This is a genomic window from Pseudomonas kilonensis (genome assembly GCF_001269885.1).
GTDB lineage: Bacteria > Pseudomonadota > Gammaproteobacteria > Pseudomonadales > Pseudomonadaceae > Aquipseudomonas > Aquipseudomonas kilonensis.
In genome coordinates, this window is sequence record NZ_LHVH01000022.1 from 229,167 (window position 1) to 246,528 (window position 17,362).

A 17,362-nucleotide genomic window follows, 5' to 3' on the forward strand; every position below is an offset into this window, starting at 1 on the left:
CCCGGGAAGTGGTGGGTGAGTTCGTCGCACCGTTGCCGGCCGGGTACCGGCTCGATTTGAGTTAAGCCGCGAATTCATTTCGTCATCAGACTTTCACACCTGTGCCATAACGTGGGCGCCGATTGATCCATTCCACTTCAATCGGTGAGCCGCCCACGCGATGCAAAAACTTCTGAAAAACCGCACTTGCGAAGACTCGAACCTCTGGCAACAGGGGCATGACGTGCAGGGCCATGACGTGGTCCACGACAGTGAAATCAACGTTCGGTTTCTATCGCCTGCCGATATCCCCTCACTGCTTGAACTCGAACAAAAAAAATGGACAGACGATCAGCGTGCCGATGTGTCCACGCTGGCCTCCCGCATCGCCGAATTTCCTGCCCTGAGCGTCGGTGCGTTTTGCACGCGTACCGGTACCGCGCTGGCATCGTTGTTCATGAAACCGACCCGACACGAGCTGATGCGCCAGTGCCCAACCTGGGCCGACTGCGCCAGGAAACAGCACGGCGATGAATCCGCCAGAACCGGCACGCTGTTTGGCATCAGCCTGAGCAGTGTCGATCCAAAAGCTGCGAACGCCATTTTCGAGTTCTTCTGGCCCTACGCGCTGAAACACGGCTGGTCAGACGTCTACCTGGGCTCTCCCGTTCCGGGCCTGCGCGGCTGGCTGTCGAAGAACCCTGATATCAGCGTCGCCCAGTACGTGCGAAGCAAGCGCCAGGGCCTGCCGCTGGACCCGCAACTGCGCTACTACTTCAAAAAAGGCTTTCGCAAGATTGTCGCCATCAGAGACAACTATTTCCCCCATGAGCCGTCGCTGGATGTGGGCGTGTTGATCCTGGGTAAAGTGCCACTGTCCGGGCTTTCGTTCATATGGAAGAGAGTCCCGCTGCCCTGGTTGCAGCGCATGAAAAAACTGTTCTTCCTATGCCTGTGAACACCTCCCTTGCGCTAGAGAACCCGGCGCCGACGCTGGCTCGCGACAAAAACTTCCGACGCCTGCTGGCTTGTGCCGTGGCCTCGATGTTGGGTGATCAGTTCACCCTGGTCGCCTTCCCCTTGCTCATCATGGTGATATCGCCAGACCCGATGGCACTCGGCTGGGCGTTTGCCGCACTCGCCCTGCCCCGTGCCCTGTTCCTGTTGACGGGCGGCTCGCTGGTTGACCGCTTCGGTGCCCGCTCGATCTGGTCGTTCGGCTGCTACGGCAGTGCACTGGCGTTGTGCGGTCTCGCCTGGGCGGTCTATCACGGTCAGGCCACCTTATCGGTGATCTATGGGGCGGCGGCGCTGCTGGGGTTGTGCAGCGCACTCACACTGCCGGCCGGCAGCGCACTGGTGCCTGGCATCGTGAACGCGCGCGACCTGGAGCGGGCCAACGGCATTCTCCTGGCGCTCAGACAAGTGACCATTGCAGTCGGCCCGGTGGCCGCCGGGGGTGTCATCGCCAGCGCGTTCTGGCCCTTTGGCCCACGGCCGGCGGCCAACGCGACGCTGGATGGCTATGTCATCGCATTCGTCCTCGATGCGCTCACTTTCGCCTTGTCCGCGTTCGGCCTGCGTGCCTTGCCTGTCCGCCGCGCCACGGGTTCCGAAACCAGCGCCGGCACGACAACGGCAGAAGGCCTGCGTTATTTCTTTCAGGATCGACGTCTGCGCACCTACCTGACCTACATGGCCGCCATGACATTACTCATGAGCGGGCCGGTGCAGGTCGCCTTGCCGCTGCTGACCCATGAGCGCTTCACGCCCGAGGCGCCCGCGCTGGGATGGCTGTTCGGGGCGCAGGGGGCCGGCACGCTGGTGGGCATGCTGATGTTTACCGCCCGGCCGAAACTGCGGATGGTCAATCTGGGCATCACGTTGCTCGCCGTCGACGCCGCCATCGCCTTGCTGCTAATGCCATTGGGCTGGGTCTACGCCCTTTGGCAGGGGGTGGCCTTGTTGTTTGCCATCGGGCTTTGCGGCGGCTTCGTCCAGGTCATGGCGTTTACCTGGTTGCAGCGCTCATTACCGCCCAGGCTGCTTGGGCGCGGCATGAGCCTGTTCATGCTGGTGTTTTTCGGTCTTGCGCCGGTCTCGGCGGCGATTGCGGGCTGGGTTCTGCAATTCGTCTCCATCCAGGCCGTCTTTCTTGCAACCGGCGCGCTGCTCCTGGCAGCCGTATTGATGACTTACTTTGGATCGAGCCTGAGGAGGCTGTCGGATGTTTAATCCAGTTGAACCTGGGCAATCCCACGGGCAGCACGAGCGTGCCGTCACGCGCGCCCAATTACTGGAGTGGGGGCGCCCTGCCCCCTTGCGCTTGCTTGCCAGCACGATTCTGGAGTGGGTGCTCATCCTGGGGGCGGCAACTCTGGCCATCCAGACCCAGACCATTTTCGCCTCGCTGCTGGCCATTGTGTTTATCGCCACCAGGCAGCATGCCTTGCTGATCCTGATGCATGAGTTCTCTCACCGGCAGTTCAGCCGGACTCGTCCTGTGCTCAACGACACATTGGGCGACTTCCTGACGGCACTGCCCTTCACCATTACCCTGTTTGGTTTTCGGCGCGACCACGCCGCCCACCACCGACATACCGCCACTGACCATGACCCCAACTGGGTGTCATGCACCGGGCAGGATCGATTCAGGTTCCCCAAATCGGCCTTCGACATGCTCGTCCTGCTGTTGAAACACTGCATCGGGCTGTACAGCATCCACGAGTTCAAAACCGCCTTGGTGACATCAAAAATGGCCTCGCAGTGCCCACCCGCCACTCAGTACCGGCAATGGATTTTCGCCGTGTTGCTTGCGGTGGTGCTCACCGGGTTTCACCTTTGGCTGGCGGCGTTGGTGTACTGGCTTATACCGATGTTCACGGTGCTGATGGCGCTGCTGTATTGGCGCGACGTGGCAGAGCATTTCGCAATGCCTCAGCCCGGTCACGGCGCGTCTCGAACCGTCATTGCCCCTGGGTGGGAACGCCTCTTGATCGCGCCCCACGGAGTCGGTTTTCATGCCGAACATCACCTTTACCCCGCCATACCAGGCTTTCGCCTGCAGCAGGTGCACGCCGCGCTCATGAAAGACAAGGCGTATGTCCAAAAAGCCCAGATCACTCATGGCTACTGTACCGGACTGATCCGCGAGATAGCCGCCACCGGCACAGCGCATTCACGCATGAAGGACTGAGCCAATGAATATTCCCCAGCAACAGGTCACCGACCGACATGGCGAAGACGACACTTTCGCCCCCTTCTGGAACGACACACCGATCAGGACCTACCTGTTCGATGCCTTTTCGGTGTTGCTTCCCGCCGGAGAACAGTTCGTGATCTCGGTGGTGGAATCATCCGCTTTGCAGTTGCCGCCAACCTCGACGCTGGCAGACCAGTCGCGCAGCTTCGTGGCCGAGGAACGCGCCCACCAGCGAGCCCACCGCCTCTACAACCAGCAACTGGAAAAGCAGGGATTTAATGTCCAGGAATACGAACACGGAATCGAGAAGGACCTCGATGCCCTGCGCGCCAAACTGTCACTCAAGGCGCAGCTGTCCCTGGCTGCGGCGTTCGAGCATGTGACGGCCGTCACCTCGCGGATCGCCTTGCGCAGTGGCGGGCTGCTTTCTACCAGCGCCTCCGCGCAAACGCGCCTGTGGCGATGGCACTGCACGGAAGAAGTGGCCCACCAGCACGTCACCACCGACCTCCTCCAGGCGCTGGGTGTTCCCTATTGGCAGCGAATTTTCTATTTCTTGGCCGCTTCAGCGTTGATGACCTTCGATGTCCTGCGACATCTGCACGGTTTTGCGCGACTGGACATTGCCCGCGGCCGGGTCAGCGCCAGACAGCTGCGACAGGCGACGAGCCGCCTGCTGCTACGCGACAGCGCGAACCTGGTGTTGCTGGCAGCGGGATGGGCCGCCTACTTCCTTCCGCTGAAAACAAATGCGGCGTCAGGCTGTCAGTGAACTGCAATATCCCCGACTTATTCTGAGTCGAGCGCACTGCGGCGAACGCTGGTTGTGCATGTCGCTCGCTCGGAACGATCCAGGGAATCCGCCATGAAAATCAGTGTATTCGGAAGTGGCTACGTAGGTTTGGTGCAAGCCGCCGTGTTGGCCGAAGTGGGCCATGACGTGGTGTGCATGGACATCGACGAGCGCAAGGTCGACAGCCTGCGCCAAGGCCAGGTGAGCATTTACGAGCCTGGCCTGGCCGCGCTGGTGCGTGAAGGCCTGGAGGCTGGCCGTTTGCATTTCACCTGCGACGAACAGCTCGCCGTGCAGCACGGCCAGGTGCTGTTTATCGCCGTGGGCACGCCTTCCCGGGACGATGGCAGTGCCGATCTGAGCCAGGTCCTGGCCGTCGGCGAGGCCGTCGCGCGTTACCGCGAGCAACCGCTTATTGTGGTGGAGAAGTCCACCGTGCCGGTGGGCACCGGCGACGTTCTGCGGGCGCACATCGACAGATGCCTGCTCAAGGCCAGTCGCTTGCTGCAGTTCGATATCGTCTCCAACCCCGAATTCCTCAAGGAAGGCTCGGCGGTCGCCGATTGCCGTCGTCCGGACCGCATCGTGATCGGCTGCGAGTGCGATGAAGTGCGCGAAACCATGCGCGACCTGTACGCCCCGTTCAACCGCAACCACGACCGGATCCTGTTCATGGACCTGCGCAGCGCCGAACTGACCAAATACGCCGCCAACGGCATGCTGGCGACCAAGATCAGCTTCATCAACCAGATCGCCGAACTGGCCGAACACCTGGGGGCCGACATCGAGTCCGTGCGCTTGGGCATCGGCGCCGACTCGCGCATCGGCTACCACTTCATCTACCCAGGATGCGGCTACGGCGGCTCGTGCTTCCCCAAGGACATGCGCGCCCTGATCCACACCGCCGAGCAGGCCCACTGTTCCAGCGACCTGCTGCAAGCGGTGGAAGCCATCAACGGGCGGCAGAAACACAAGCTGTTCGAGCGGATCAACGCGTTCTACCAGGGCGACCTGCGCGGCAAGACCTTCGCCCTATGGGGGCTGGCCTTCAAGCCCAACACTGACGACATGCGTGACGCACCGAGCCGCACCCTGCTGGAATCGCTGTGGGCCGCGGGGGCCAGCGTCCGTGCGTTTGACCCGGAGGCGATGCAGCAAACGCAGTTGCTCTACCCCGACGAGACCCGACTCATGCTGATGGGCACGCCGGAATCGGTGTTGCCAGGGGCCGACGCGCTGGTCATCTGCACCGAATGGCAGCCCTTCAAGGCGCCGGATTTCGAGCTGATCCGGCAGAGGCTCAAGGCCCCGGTGATCTTCGACGGACGTAACCTGTTCGACCCGGAGCGCATGGCGGACAAGGGTTTCACCTATTTCCCGATGGGTCGCGGGCAGTCGCGCAACCTGCCCATTACCCAGCAAACGTGGTTCCCAGCGTCGAGAAGCGCATGAGCCGTGGCCTTACCTCAAAATTAATGCACTCAAGCAGCATTAATATGAATTTGTAAGCAAGGGGCATGAACGGCACACTGTGCAACGTTCCTCCCCCAACTGTTGGAACACTTAAAGGGCTTTCTGGGATTTTCCCGTAAGCCCCTTTTTTTGTTCTTTTTTTGGATTCTCGCTTAATGCTTTCTCGCTGGTTCCCCGCCGCTATCAATACCCGTCCCACCGAATGGAGCCGAGCCGCCATCGGCATGGCGCTGGGGACGATGTTCAGTGTCTGGCTTTGTGGGCAGGTATTTGGCCTCGAGGTGGCGCAACACCTGATCGGCCCGCTCGGCGCCTCGGCGGTGCTGTTGTTTGCGGTGTCATCGGGCGCCCTCGCCCAGCCTTGGTCGATTGTCGGCGGTTACCTGTGTGCGTCGGTCGTCGCGCTGCTGGTGGCCCATGTATTGGGCCGCACCCTGGGTAGCGCCTGCCTGGCGGCGGGCATGGCGCTGGTATTGATGTGCTGGCTGCGTTGCCTGCACCCGCCGGCAGGCGCCCTGGCGGCGACGTTGGTGCTGGCCGCCCCGTCTATCATTGCCTTGGACTGGCAAGCCGTTGGTGCGGCGATGCTGGCCGGTTCCGGGTTGCTGGCCTTTGCGCTGGCCTACAACAACCTGACGCGGGTGCGGTATCCCAAGCGTGCCAGCGAACCGGTGGCCGTCATACCGGCCGACCACACTCCCGTCGACCGCCAGGCGATCACGGCCGAGGATCTGAAACTGGCCTTGGCGGAAATGGAAGCATTCTTTGACGTCACACCGGAAGATCTCGAGCAATTGATCCACGTCAGCGAGCGAAATGCCAAGCGCCGCAGCATCACGGAGGTTCTCTCTGGTCGCGGTTGAGCCTGTGGCTGCTATAAATATGCAGAAAGGACCTGCACGTATCCCGGTTGTGCAATGCAAATTTGCACTGGTACGATCCTGAATGGGTACGCGCGACACAATTCATAAAGAAGAATAAAAGCAGGGAGTTAGCGATGACAGCTCAGGTTTCATCACACGCTGCGGGAACCATCGAAACCGCAGCCTATGAGGTGCTGGTCGAAGTTCGCAATCACATTGGCCATTTGACCCTGAACCGCCCCGCCGGCCTCAATGCCCTCACCCTGGGCATGGTGCGCAGCTTGCAACAACAACTCGATGCCTGGGCCCTCGACCCACAGGTCCGCGCCGTGGTACTGCGTGGCGCGGGGGACAAGGCGTTTTGTGCCGGCGGCGATATCCGCTCGCTGTACGACAGCCACAAGCAGGGCGACACCCTGCATGAAGATTTCTTCGTCGAGGAATACGCCCTCGACCTGACGATCCACCACTACCGCAAACCGATCCTCGCCTTGATGGACGGCTTCGTGCTGGGCGGCGGCATGGGGCTGGCACAAGGTGCCGACCTGCGGGTGGTGACCGAGCGCAGCCGCCTGGGCATGCCGGAAGTCGGCATCGGGTATTTCCCGGACGTGGGCGGCAGTTACTTCCTGCCGCGCATTCCTGGCGAACTGGGTATTTACCTGGGCGTCAGCGGCGTGCAGATCCGTGCGTCTGACGCCTTGTATTGCGGGCTGGCCGACTGGTATCTGGACAGTCGCAAGCTTGAACAGCTCGATGCGCGCCTCGATCGCCTGGCGTGGGGTGATACGCCACTCAAGGACCTGCAAAGCTTGCTGGCCAAACTGGGTGTGCAACAGCTGCCTGCCCCGCCCCTGGCCGACTTGCGGCCGGCCATCGACCATTTCTTTGGCCTGCCCGACGTGCCGAGCATGGTCGAGCAGTTGCGCCAGGTCACCGTCGCCAACAGCCACGGATGGGCGATTAAGACCGCCGACCTGCTGGACAGCCGCTCTCCCCTGGCCATGGCCGTGACCCTGGAAATGCTGCGGCGCGGTCGGCATTTGAGCCTGGAAGACTGTTTTGCCCTGGAACTGCATCTGGATCAGCAATGGTTCGAACGCGGTGACCTGATCGAAGGCGTGCGCGCCTTGCTGATCGACAAAGACAAGAACCCGCGTTGGAACCCGCCGACCCTGGAGGCGCTGGACGCCGACCATGTGGCGAGTTTCTTCGAGGGCTTCGACGACCACGGGAACTGAGCCATGCATGACCTCGAACTGACCGAAGAACAAGTGATGATCCGCGACATGGCCCGGGACTTCGCCCGCGGTGAAATCGCCCCCCATGCCCAGGCCTGGGAAAAGGCCGGCTGGATTGACGACGGCCTGGTGGCGAAGATGGGCGAACTGGGCCTGTTGGGGATGGTGGTGCCGGAAGAATGGGGCGGCACCTACGTCGATTACGTGGCCTATGCCCTGGCGGTGGAGGAAATCTCCGCGGGTGACGGTGCCACCGGGGCGCTGATGAGCATCCACAACTCGGTGGGTTGCGGGCCGGTGCTGAATTTCGGCACCGACGAACAAAAGCAGACGTGGCTGGCTGACCTCGCCAGTGGCCAGGCCATTGGCTGCTTCTGCCTGACCGAGCCCCAGGCCGGCTCTGAAGCCCACAACCTGCGCACCCGGGCCGAACTGCGCGATGGCCAGTGGGTCATCAACGGCGCCAAGCAGTTCGTCAGCAACGGCAAACGGGCGAAACTGGCCATCGTGTTTGCCGTGACGGACCCGGAGCTGGGCAAAAAAGGCATTTCAGCGTTCCTGGTGCCCACCGATACGCCGGGTTTCATCGTCGATCGCACCGAACACAAAATGGGCATCCGCGCCTCGGACACCTGCGCGGTCACCTTGAGCAACTGCACCATTGCCGAGGCCAACCTGTTGGGGGCTCGCGGTAAAGGCCTGGCCATCGCCTTGTCCAACCTGGAAGGCGGCCGCATCGGCATTGCTGCGCAAGCCTTGGGCATCGCCCGCGCGGCGTTTGAAGCGGCACTGGCTTACGCGCGTGATCGCGTCCAGTTCGACAAGCCGATCATCGAGCACCAGAGCATCGCCAACCTGCTGGCCGACATGCACACCCGCATCAACGCCACCCGCCTGCTCATCCTCCACGCCGCCCGCCTGCGCAGCGCTGGCAAGCCGTGCCTGTCAGAAGCCTCCCAGGCCAAGCTGTTCGCCTCGGAAATGGCCGAGAAAGTCTGCTCCTCGGCCATACAGATCCATGGTGGCTACGGGTATCTCGAGGATTATCCTGTAGAGCGCTACTACCGCGATGCGCGGATTACCCAGATCTATGAAGGGTCGAGCGAGATACAGCGAATGGTCATCGCCCGGGAACTCAAACATTACCTGGTGTGAGGGCCGAAAAGCATCGCGAGCAAGCTTTGCTCCCACTGAATCTGCGCTGCACACAGAATACTGTGTCAGGTCACGGCCCCTGTGGGAGCAAGGCTTGCCCGCGATGGCGGTGTATCAGTACCGCCGCCATCGCGGGCAAGCCCAGCTCCCACAGGGTTTAGCGGCGCACACAAATGCTGCGTATCCCTCCGATCCCCTGTGTGCGAGCCTGCTCGCGATGGCGGTGTATCTGTCACTGAGATGCTGAATGTTCAGGCCCGATCGCGGGCAAGCCTCGCTCCCACTGAATCTGCACCGCACACAGAATACTGTGTCAGATCACGGACCCTGTGGGAGCAAGGCTTGCCCGCGATGGCGTCAGTGAGAACGCTGCATCACTTGTCCTGGAACTCCGCCGCACGCTTGGCCACGAACGCCGCCATCCCTTCCTTCTGATCCTGCGTCGCAAACGCTGCGTGGAATACCCGGCGCTCGAAACGAACGCCTTCGGACAGGCTGACCTCAAAGGCGCGGTTGACGCTTTCCTTGACCATCATGCTGATGGGCACCGACTTGGAGGCGATCAGCGCGGCGGTTTTCAGCGCGTCGTCCAGCAGCTCATCAGCCGGTACGATCCGCGCGACGATGCCGCAGCGCTCGGCTTCCACCGCGTCGATGAAGCGCCCGGTCAGGCACATTTCCATGGCCTTGGCCTTGCCCACCGCCCGGGTCAGGCGCTGGGTGCCGCCCATGCCCGGCAGCACACCGAGATTGATCTCCGGCTGACCGAACTTGGCATTGTCGCCGGCCAGGATGAAGTCGCACATCAACGCCAGTTCGCAGCCACCGCCCAAGGCAAAACCGTTCACCGCCGCGATGATCGGCTTGCGGCGGTTGGCCACGCGGTCGCTGTCGCTGAACAGGTCGTCCAGGTAGATCTGTGGGTAGGTCAGCTCGGCCATTTCCTTGATGTCAGCACCGGCGGCAAAGGCTTTTTTCGAGCCGGTCAGCACGATGCAGCCAATCTTCGGATCAGCCTCCAGGCTGTCCAACGCCTGGTTCAGTTCGCTGACGATCTGCGCATTCAAGGCGTTCAATGCCTGGGGACGGTTGAGGGTGATCAGGCCGACGCGGTCCTTGATCTCCAATAAAATCGTTTCGTAGCTCATGCAGGACTCCTGTTCAAAGATTGCGCGAAATGACCATGCGCTGAATGTCGCTGGTGCCTTCGTAGATCTGGCAGACCCGCACGTCGCGGTAGATGCGTTCCAGCGGGAAGTCGTTGAGGTAACCGTACCCGCCCAGGGTCTGCAACGCCATGGAGCAGACTTTTTCAGCCATTTCCGAGGCAAACAGCTTGGCCATGGAGGCCTCTACCAGCGCCGGTTGGCCACTGTCTCGCAGGGCGGCGGCGTAGTGCACCATTTGCCGGGCCACGGCGATCTGGGTCGCCATGTCGGCCAGGCGGAACGCCACGGCCTGGTGCTCGATGATTGGTTTGCCGAAACTGGAGCGTTCCCGGGCATAGTCCCGGGCCGCCTCGAACGCCGCGCGGGCCATGCCCACCGCTTGCGCCGCGATGCCCACGCGCCCGCCTTCCAGGTTCGCCAGGGCGATCTTGTAGCCCTCGCCCTCCTCCCCCAGACGATTGCCCACCGGCACCTTCACATCCTCGAAGAGGATCTGGCAGGTGTCGGAGGCGTGCTGGCCGAGTTTGTCTTCGACCCGGGCCACGCTGTAGCCCGGCGAATCGGTCGGCACGATGAACGCACTGATGCCGCGCTTGCCGGCGCTCGGATCGGTCACCGCAAACACAATCACCACCCCGGCGTTCTGCCCGGACGTGATGAACTGCTTGCACCCGTTGAGCACGTAATGATCACCTTCCAGCCGTGCCCGTGTCTTGAGGCTGCTGGCGTCCGAACCGGCCTGGGGCTCGGTCAGGGCGAAGGCGCCAAGCATCGCGCCACTGGCCAGGGGCGTGAGGAATTTCGCCTTTTGCTCATCGTTGCCGAACTTGAGGATCGGCACGCAACCCACCGAGTTATGCACGCTCATGATGGTCGAGCACGCGCCGTCACCGGCGGCGATTTCCTCCAGAGTCATGGCGTAGGCCAGGTAACCGGTTTCACAGCCGCCCCACTGCTCCGGCACCAGCATGCCGAAGAAGCCCAGCTCGGCCATTTCACCAATGGCTTCCCGGGGAAAACGGTGCTCGCGGTCCCATTCGGCGGCGAACGGTTTCAAGCGCTCCTCGGCGAACTGCCGGGCCATGTCGCGGATTTGGGTCTGTTCTTCAGTCGGGAGCATGGTGATTCCTTAATACAGGCATTCGACGGCCATGGCCGTGGCTTCGCCGCCGCCGATACAGATCGCCGCGACGCCGCGCTTCAAGCCTTTCTGGCGCAGGGCTGACAGCAGGGTCACCAGGATTCGTGCGCCAGACGCGCCAATCGGGTGGCCCAGCGCACAGGCGCCGCCGTGGACGTTGACCTTGTCATGGGCAATCTCCAGCTTGCCCATGGTCACCAGCCCCACCACGGCAAAGGCTTCGTTGACTTCGAACAGGTCGACTTGATCCAGCGACCAACCGGTTTTTTGCATCAGCTTCTTCACGGCGCCAATCGGTGCGGTGGGAAACAGGCTCGGGGTATCGGCAAACGCCGCATGACCGTGGATCACCGCCAGGGGCTTGAGGCCACGCTGGGCAGCCTGGCTCTGGCGCATCAGCACCAGCGCTGCGGCGCCATCGGAAATGGAACTGGCGTTGGCCGCCGTCACCGTGCCGCCCTCGCGGAATGCCGGCTTGAGCGAGGCGATCTTGTCGATCCGCGCTTTCGGCGGCTGCTCGTCGTGGCGCACGGTCACTTGCTCTTTGCCGACCATGACCTGCAACGGCACGATCTCGGCGTCGAAACTGCCATCCTTGATCGCCTGCTGGGCGCGGGTGGTGGATGCAATGGCGAACGCATCCTGGGCCTCACGACTCAAGCCATTGGCCTCGGCGCAATCTTCGGCAAAGGTGCCCATCAGCCGACCTTTGTCGTAGGCGTCCTCCAGGCCGTCGAGGAACATGTGGTCAAGCACCCGGCCGTGGCCCATCCGGTAACCGCTGCGGGCCCGATCCAACAGGTACGGCGCGTTGGACATGCTTTCCATGCCGCCGGCCACCACCACTTCGGCGCTGCCGGCGATGAGCATGTCATGGGCGAGGATCGCCGCTTCCATGCCCGAGCCGCACATCTTGTTGAGCGTGGTGCAGCGGGTCGACTTGTCGAGCCCGGCGCCCAGCGCGGCCTGACGCGCCGGTGCCTGGCCCAGGCCGGCGGCGAGTACGCAACCGAACAGCACTTCTTCAACCGCGTCGGGTGCGATGCCGGCACGCTCCACGGCGGCCTTGATGGCAGCGGCACCCAGCTGCGGGGCGCTGAGGCTTTTCAGTTCGCCCTGGAAACCGCCCATGGGCGTACGGACGGCGCTGACGATGACAATCGGATCGTTGGACATCATGAATCCTCCTGATTATTTGGCTGCCATACGCAAGGCACCGTCGAGACGGATCACCTCGCCGTTGAGCATGCTGTTCTCAATGATATGCCTGACCAGCGCCGCGTACTCGGAAGGTTTCCCAAGGCGCGGCGGAAACGGCACGCCGGCGGCCAGGGAGTCGCGTACTTCCGGGGTCATGCCGGCCATCATCGGGGTCTCGAAAATCCCTGGCGCAATGGTCATCACCCGGATACCGAAACGCGCCAGCTCGCGGGCGGCCGGCAACGTCAGGCTGGCGATGGCGCCTTTGGATGCCGCATAAGCCGCCTGGCCGATCTGTCCATCGAAGGCCGCCACCGACGCCGTATTGATGATCACCCCGCGCTCGCCGTCGGCGTCTGCCTCGGTTTCGGCAATGGCCGCAGCCGCCAGGCGCAGCAGGTTGAAGCTGCCGATCAGGTTGACGTTGATCACCTGGCTGAAGCTGGCCAGGGCGTGGGGACCGTTCTTGCCGAGGATCTTCTCGCCGCGCACGATACCGGCGCAGTTCACCAGGCCATTGAGGCCGCCGAACGCATCGACCGTGGCCTTGACCGCCGCTTCAGCCGCCGCTTCGTTGCTGATGTCGGCCACCACGCTCTGGCAACCCAGTTTTTGCGCCTGGGCGGCCACGGCGTCGGCGTTGAGGTCCACCAGCATCACTTTGGCGCCGGCCTTGACCAGCATTTCACCGGTGGCCGCGCCGAGGCCGGAAGCACCGCCGCTGACGAGGAAAATCTTGTTGTCGATCTGCATCATGGTTTCCTTGGATTCAAGCTGAAACGTTGTGCGCCGCAGCCTCTTGAGCTTTGGCGATCTCTTGGTTGCGCAAGATAAAGCGCTGCAATTTGCCGCTTGGGGTTTTCGGCAAGTCGCTGACAAATTCGATTTCACGGGGATAGGCATGGGCCGCCAGGCGCTGGCGCACGTGCAGGCGCAATTCCTCGGCCAGCTCCGGTGAGGCACGGTATTGAGTGCTGAGCACCACGAAGGCCTTCACCAACTCGGTGCGTTCCGGATCGGGCTTGCCGATCACCGCCGCTTCCACCACGGCCGGGTGCTCGATCAGCGCGCTTTCCACGTCGAACGGACCGACCCGGTAGCCGGAGGTGGTGATCACGTCGTCGCTGCGGCCGACGAAGCTGATGCTGCCGTCTGGGTTCAGCTCCACGGTGTCGCCGCTCAAGTAGTAGTCACCGACGAAGGCCTTTGTCGGTCCGCCTGCGTAACCGGCGAACCAGCACATGGGCGATTGGCTGCGGTCCAGCGCGAGAATGCCCGGCTGGCCCACGTCCAGCTCGCGCTGGTTTTCATCCAGCACCACGATCCGATGGCCCGGCGAAGCAAAACCGGCCGCGCCCAGGTGCACCGGGTGTTCCAGCCCATGGTGGTTGCACAGCACCATGCCCAGTTCGGTCTGGCCGTAATGGTCGTGGATCACTACGTTCAGGTTGTCGGCGAACCAACGGATCACCTCCGGGTTCAACGGCTCGCCGGCGCTGCTGACGATGCGCAGCTTGCCCTTGATCGACCGAGCGAACTGCTCGCCACCGGCGATCAACAGGCGATAGGCCGTGGGCGAGCCGGTCAGGTTGGTGATGCCGTATTTGTTGATGACCCGGCAGGTGCTTTCCAGGGTGAACGGGCCATCGTAGAAGGTAATCGGATGCCCCATGGCCAGCGGCCCGGTCACGCCAAAATAGATGCCGTAGGCCCAGCCCGGGTCGGCGACGTTCCAGAAGGCGTCTTCAGGGCGCAGGTCTACCGCGTCACGCATGTAGCTCTGGAACGCGACGATGGCCTTGAGCGGCACCGACAGCGCCTTGGCAGGGCCCGTGGTGCCGGAGGTGAACATCAGCAGGAACGGGTCTTCGCCGGTGAGCATCAGCGGTTCGCATTGGTTGGAATGGTTCGCCACTTCGGCCCAGAAACTGTAGTCGCCGCGCACGATGCCCTGGCCCTTTTCGCCGCCGACCGTGACGACGGTGGAGCAACTGGCGACTTCGTCGAGCTTGGGACGGTTGACCGCATCGGTGACGACCACGCGCGCCCCCGAGCTGCCGAGGCGGTGCTCGATGGCCTTGGGCCCGAATGCAGTGAACAGCGGTTGATAGACCGCCCCGATGCGCCAGGTGGCGAGTACCACGATCAACAGTTCAGCGGTGCGCGGCAGCAGGCCGGCCACTTTGTCGCCCTTGCCGACGCCTTGGGCGCGCAGGAAATTGGCGAACCGCGCGGCGTTGTCCTGCAGGTCACGGTAAGTCCAGGCGGCGTCGCTGCCGTCACGGCCCTCCCAGAACAAGGCGATGCGCCCCGGCAACGCATGCCGGTCGCAACACTCGACACAGGCATTGAGCGCCTCGAGCGAGCCGTGCAGTGCGGTGTTGACAGTGTGCAGGTAATCGAACTGCGACGTGGCGGACGAATAATCGCGCATGACCAGCATCCCTCTGTGGTTTTTATTGGTTGGGGGAACCGTGAATAGCAGGCAAATACTCGCGCCGAAGGGCTGTGGCGGCAATGGTCAAAGCTTTCAAGTTGCTTGACTGGTTTGGCCATGGTTTAGGGATGTGGTGTTCTTTAGGCTCGCTCCCACAAGGTTTGAGGCGGAGCCTCGACCTTGCGACCACCTCCCCCCCTGTGGGAGCGGTGTCGGATTCGGCGGGATTAGTCCGACTCGTTGAGAATCAGGCTGCGATAATGCCCCGGGTTGGACCCGGACCATTTGCGAAACGCCTTGTAGAAGGAGCTGGCATCGGCAAAGCCCAGGCGCGAGGCGATTTCGACGAAACTGATGGAGGGCTCCGCCAGCCAGGTGATCGCCAGATCCTTGCGCACGCTGTCCTTGAGGCCTTGGTAGGTCTGGCCCTCCTCCGCCAGGCGTCGGCGCAGGGTGGACGCGGACACGCACAACTGCTGGGCCAGGGCCTCGGTTTCCGGCCACTGTTCGGCAGGCAACTGCCGCAGGTCGTGCCGGATACGGCTGGCCAGGCTTTGCGGGTTGCGGTATTTCACCAGGATGTTGGCCGGGGCCTGGGCCAGGAAGCGCTTGAGTTCATCAGCGTTGCGCCTGATCGGCAGGTCGAGGCATTCGGCGGCGAAAATCATCCGGGTACGAGGCCGGTCAAAACGCAGGTTCTGGGAAAACATCACCCGATAGTCGTCGCAGAAATCCGGCGCCGGGCAACGCAGTTCGACGGAAAGAATGGGAATGCGCCGCCCGGCCAGCCAGCAGGCCACGCCATGGACGATCATCCAGTAGGTGAAATAGGTAAAGGCCCGACGCGGCGCCTGATCGTCTTCCAGCAGCACGATCTCCGCCAGGCTTTGCTGGCGCACCCACTGGGCTGGCAGGTGTTCGAGCATCAGCGACAGAAACCCCAGCCCCGCCGTCAAGCCGCTCGCCAGCGTGGGCTGAGCCATGGCGCACTGGCAGAGAAACGCCAGGCTGCCGGACTTGAGTTTGCGCGAGTCCATGCCAAAAAACTCGTCGTCCAGGCGCCGGGCGAGCAAACGCCAGAGCCGCGCATAGGCATGGGCCGGGACTCGCGCCTGGGCGTCGTCGAGCAACGCAGGGTCTATGCCGACCTTGCTCAGCACTTCATTGGTCGCCGCTCCGGGGGCGCAGCTTTGCAGCAGCGCCTCACGCACCAACTGGATGGAGATGGTGTCTTTTTTCGACATGGCGCGGGTGTTCACAGGATTCGGTAAAGCAGCCGTTCTATCCGCACCCGGCTGACCCGTTTCAGGAACCTGGCCACGGCCTCGGGGTAATCCGGCAGGTTTTCCAGGTCCAGGTAACCATCGATCCGGCGCGTGTGGCGGTAGATCTGTTCAAGCTCGGCCTGGCGCGGCGCCAGCAACTCGCCCTTGGGGTCGTCCAGCAACAGCGCGTTTTCCAGGTCCAGGCGAAAGGCCCGCGGGTTGAGGTTATTACCGGTCAGCAAGGTGTAGCGCTCGTCGATCCACATGCCCTTGAGGTGATAGGTGTTGTCCCCGTCACGCCACAGGTGCAGGTTCAATTGGCCGCTGTCGATAGCGCGCTGATGGCGTTTGGCAAAGCGCCGCAAGCTGATTTCGTAGAGGTATGGCAGTGCTGCGATGATCTTGAACGGCTCGCTTGGCGGAATGTAGAAGTCATTGGCCGTCTTGTCGCCGACGATGATGTCGATCTTGACCCCACGGGCCAGGGCGCGATTGAGCTCCCGGGTTACCGCCAGGGGCAGGTTGAAATATGGGGTGCAGATGGTCAGTTGCTGGCGGCTGCTGGCGATCAGTTCACCGATCACCCGGCTCAGCGGATTGTTCTTGCCCACGCCCAGCAACGGGCTGACCGACAGGCCACTCTTGTCGAGGCTGCCAACGCTGGTGTCATAGGTCGCGTACTTGAGGCGACTGCGCAGGTCGCCAATGTCCTTGCGCAAACTGCGGGTGCTGGGCAGGTTCGGCAAGTCCAGGCGATGCACGGCGCTGGAGGCGACCAGGCCGTGCTGGATCAGATGCTGCATCGAATCGGCCAGTGCCGTGTTCTGCAGCAGGTGATAGCGGTCGTAACGGTATTTGTCGAACTTGTGCAGGTAGACGTTATTCAGGCTGGCGCCGCTGTAGAGCACACAGTCGTCAATCACGAAGCCTTTCAAGTGCAGCACGCCGAACAGCTCGCGGGTTTGCACCGGCACGCCGTAGATCGGCACTTCGCTGGCGTGGGTGCGAGTCTGTTCCTGGTACCACGCCGAGTTGCCCGGCTGCTTCTTGGCGCCGATCAGCCCGCGCTGGGCTCGCAGCCAGTCCACCACCACGACCACGTCCAGTTCCGGACGCGCGGCCTTGGCGGCATGCAGGGCATCGAGGATTTCCTGGCCGGCCTCGTCCTGTTGCAGGTACAGCGCGACGATGTAGATGCGCTGGGTGGCCTGGGCGATTTTCTCCAGCAGGCAACGGCGGAATTGGGCAGCACCATCGAGGATGGTCACCGCATCGGCGGTCAGTGCAAAGCTGCGCAGCTTGGGCAGCAGGGAGCGTTTGAAAAGCGACGGCATAGGGCTCGCAAAAGGTCGATTCCGAAGAACGGATGAGCTTACACCATGGATGGGTTTGGGTCTTCCTGTCCTAAAGAAAAAACACTTGACCAAGGAGAACGATCATTCTA

The 17,362-nt window shown here is 62.6% G+C and carries 15 protein-coding genes; 8 read left to right on the forward strand and 7 right to left on the reverse strand.

Features of this window, described 5'->3' with window-relative positions; genetic code table 11:
* Positions 1–160: 160 nt before the first annotated feature.
* From AD662_RS15340 to AD662_RS15375, 8 genes are all read left to right on the forward strand, one after another.
* The gene (locus AD662_RS15340) at positions 161–937 is read left to right on the forward strand and encodes a hypothetical protein (RefSeq protein ID WP_018603930.1); all 777 of its coding nucleotides are present in this window, start codon (positions 161–163) and stop codon (positions 935–937) included.
* On the forward strand, positions 928–2,214 hold the full coding sequence (locus tag AD662_RS15345) for an MFS transporter (RefSeq protein WP_053188534.1): 1,287 nt from the start codon (positions 928–930) through the stop codon (positions 2,212–2,214). Before AD662_RS15340 ends, AD662_RS15345 begins: the two co-directional genes overlap by 10 nt.
* Positions 2,207–3,175: a fatty acid desaturase family protein gene (locus AD662_RS15350; protein ID WP_053188537.1), complete on the forward strand. Its 969-nt coding sequence runs from the start codon at positions 2,207–2,209 to the stop codon at positions 3,173–3,175. Before AD662_RS15345 ends, AD662_RS15350 begins: the two co-directional genes overlap by 8 nt.
* Positions 3,176–3,179: 4 nt before the next feature.
* Positions 3,180–3,953 carry a metal-dependent hydrolase gene (locus tag AD662_RS15355; protein WP_053188540.1) on the forward strand — a complete coding sequence of 258 codons (774 nt, stop codon included), beginning with the start codon at positions 3,180–3,182 and terminating at the stop codon, positions 3,951–3,953.
* Between the two features lie 93 nt (positions 3,954–4,046).
* Complete coding sequence (locus AD662_RS15360) at positions 4,047–5,426, forward strand: UDP-glucose dehydrogenase family protein (protein ID WP_053188543.1); 1,380 nt, start codon at positions 4,047–4,049, stop codon at positions 5,424–5,426.
* A gap of 176 nt (positions 5,427–5,602) precedes the next feature.
* Positions 5,603–6,310, forward strand: a complete 708-nt coding sequence (locus AD662_RS15365) for an HPP family protein (protein ID WP_053179890.1) — start codon at positions 5,603–5,605, stop codon at positions 6,308–6,310.
* Between the two features lie 134 nt (positions 6,311–6,444).
* On the forward strand, positions 6,445–7,551 hold the full coding sequence (locus AD662_RS15370) for an enoyl-CoA hydratase/isomerase family protein (RefSeq protein ID WP_018603919.1): 1,107 nt from the start codon (positions 6,445–6,447) through the stop codon (positions 7,549–7,551).
* 3 nt (positions 7,552–7,554) lie between these two features.
* The gene (locus AD662_RS15375) at positions 7,555–8,706 is read left to right on the forward strand and encodes an acyl-CoA dehydrogenase family protein (RefSeq protein WP_053179894.1); all 1,152 of its coding nucleotides are present in this window, start codon (positions 7,555–7,557) and stop codon (positions 8,704–8,706) included.
* Between the two features lie 374 nt (positions 8,707–9,080).
* Here the strand turns inward: AD662_RS15375 and AD662_RS15380 are convergent, their stop codons facing one another.
* From AD662_RS15380 to pssA, 7 genes are all read right to left on the reverse strand, one after another.
* Positions 9,081–9,854, reverse strand: a complete 774-nt coding sequence (locus tag AD662_RS15380; RefSeq protein WP_024617255.1) for an enoyl-CoA hydratase — start codon at positions 9,852–9,854, stop codon at positions 9,081–9,083.
* A 13-nt stretch (positions 9,855–9,867) separates the two neighbouring features.
* Positions 9,868–10,995: an acyl-CoA dehydrogenase gene (locus tag AD662_RS15385; RefSeq protein WP_024617256.1), complete on the reverse strand. Its 1,128-nt coding sequence runs from the start codon at positions 10,993–10,995 to the stop codon at positions 9,868–9,870.
* A 9-nt stretch (positions 10,996–11,004) separates the two neighbouring features.
* Positions 11,005–12,195: an acetyl-CoA C-acyltransferase gene (locus tag AD662_RS15390; RefSeq protein WP_162493986.1), complete on the reverse strand. Its 1,191-nt coding sequence runs from the start codon at positions 12,193–12,195 to the stop codon at positions 11,005–11,007.
* Positions 12,196–12,207: 12 nt separating this feature from the next.
* Entirely contained in the window at positions 12,208–12,969 is a 762-nt protein-coding gene (locus tag AD662_RS15395; protein ID WP_003202015.1) for an SDR family NAD(P)-dependent oxidoreductase, read from the reverse strand.
* A gap of 16 nt (positions 12,970–12,985) precedes the next feature.
* Positions 12,986–14,650 (reverse strand): AMP-binding protein, encoded by a 1,665-nt coding sequence (locus tag AD662_RS15400; RefSeq protein ID WP_053188644.1) that lies wholly within the window; start codon positions 14,648–14,650, stop codon positions 12,986–12,988.
* Positions 14,651–14,880: 230 nt separating this feature from the next.
* Positions 14,881–15,897, reverse strand: coding sequence for an AraC family transcriptional regulator (locus AD662_RS15405; RefSeq protein ID WP_053188647.1), 1,017 nt, complete (start codon positions 15,895–15,897; stop codon positions 14,881–14,883).
* An 11-nt stretch (positions 15,898–15,908) separates the two neighbouring features.
* Positions 15,909–17,252: a CDP-diacylglycerol--serine O-phosphatidyltransferase gene (gene pssA, locus AD662_RS15410; protein ID WP_053188553.1), complete on the reverse strand. Its 1,344-nt coding sequence runs from the start codon at positions 17,250–17,252 to the stop codon at positions 15,909–15,911.
* Positions 17,253–17,362 lie beyond the last annotated feature (110 nt).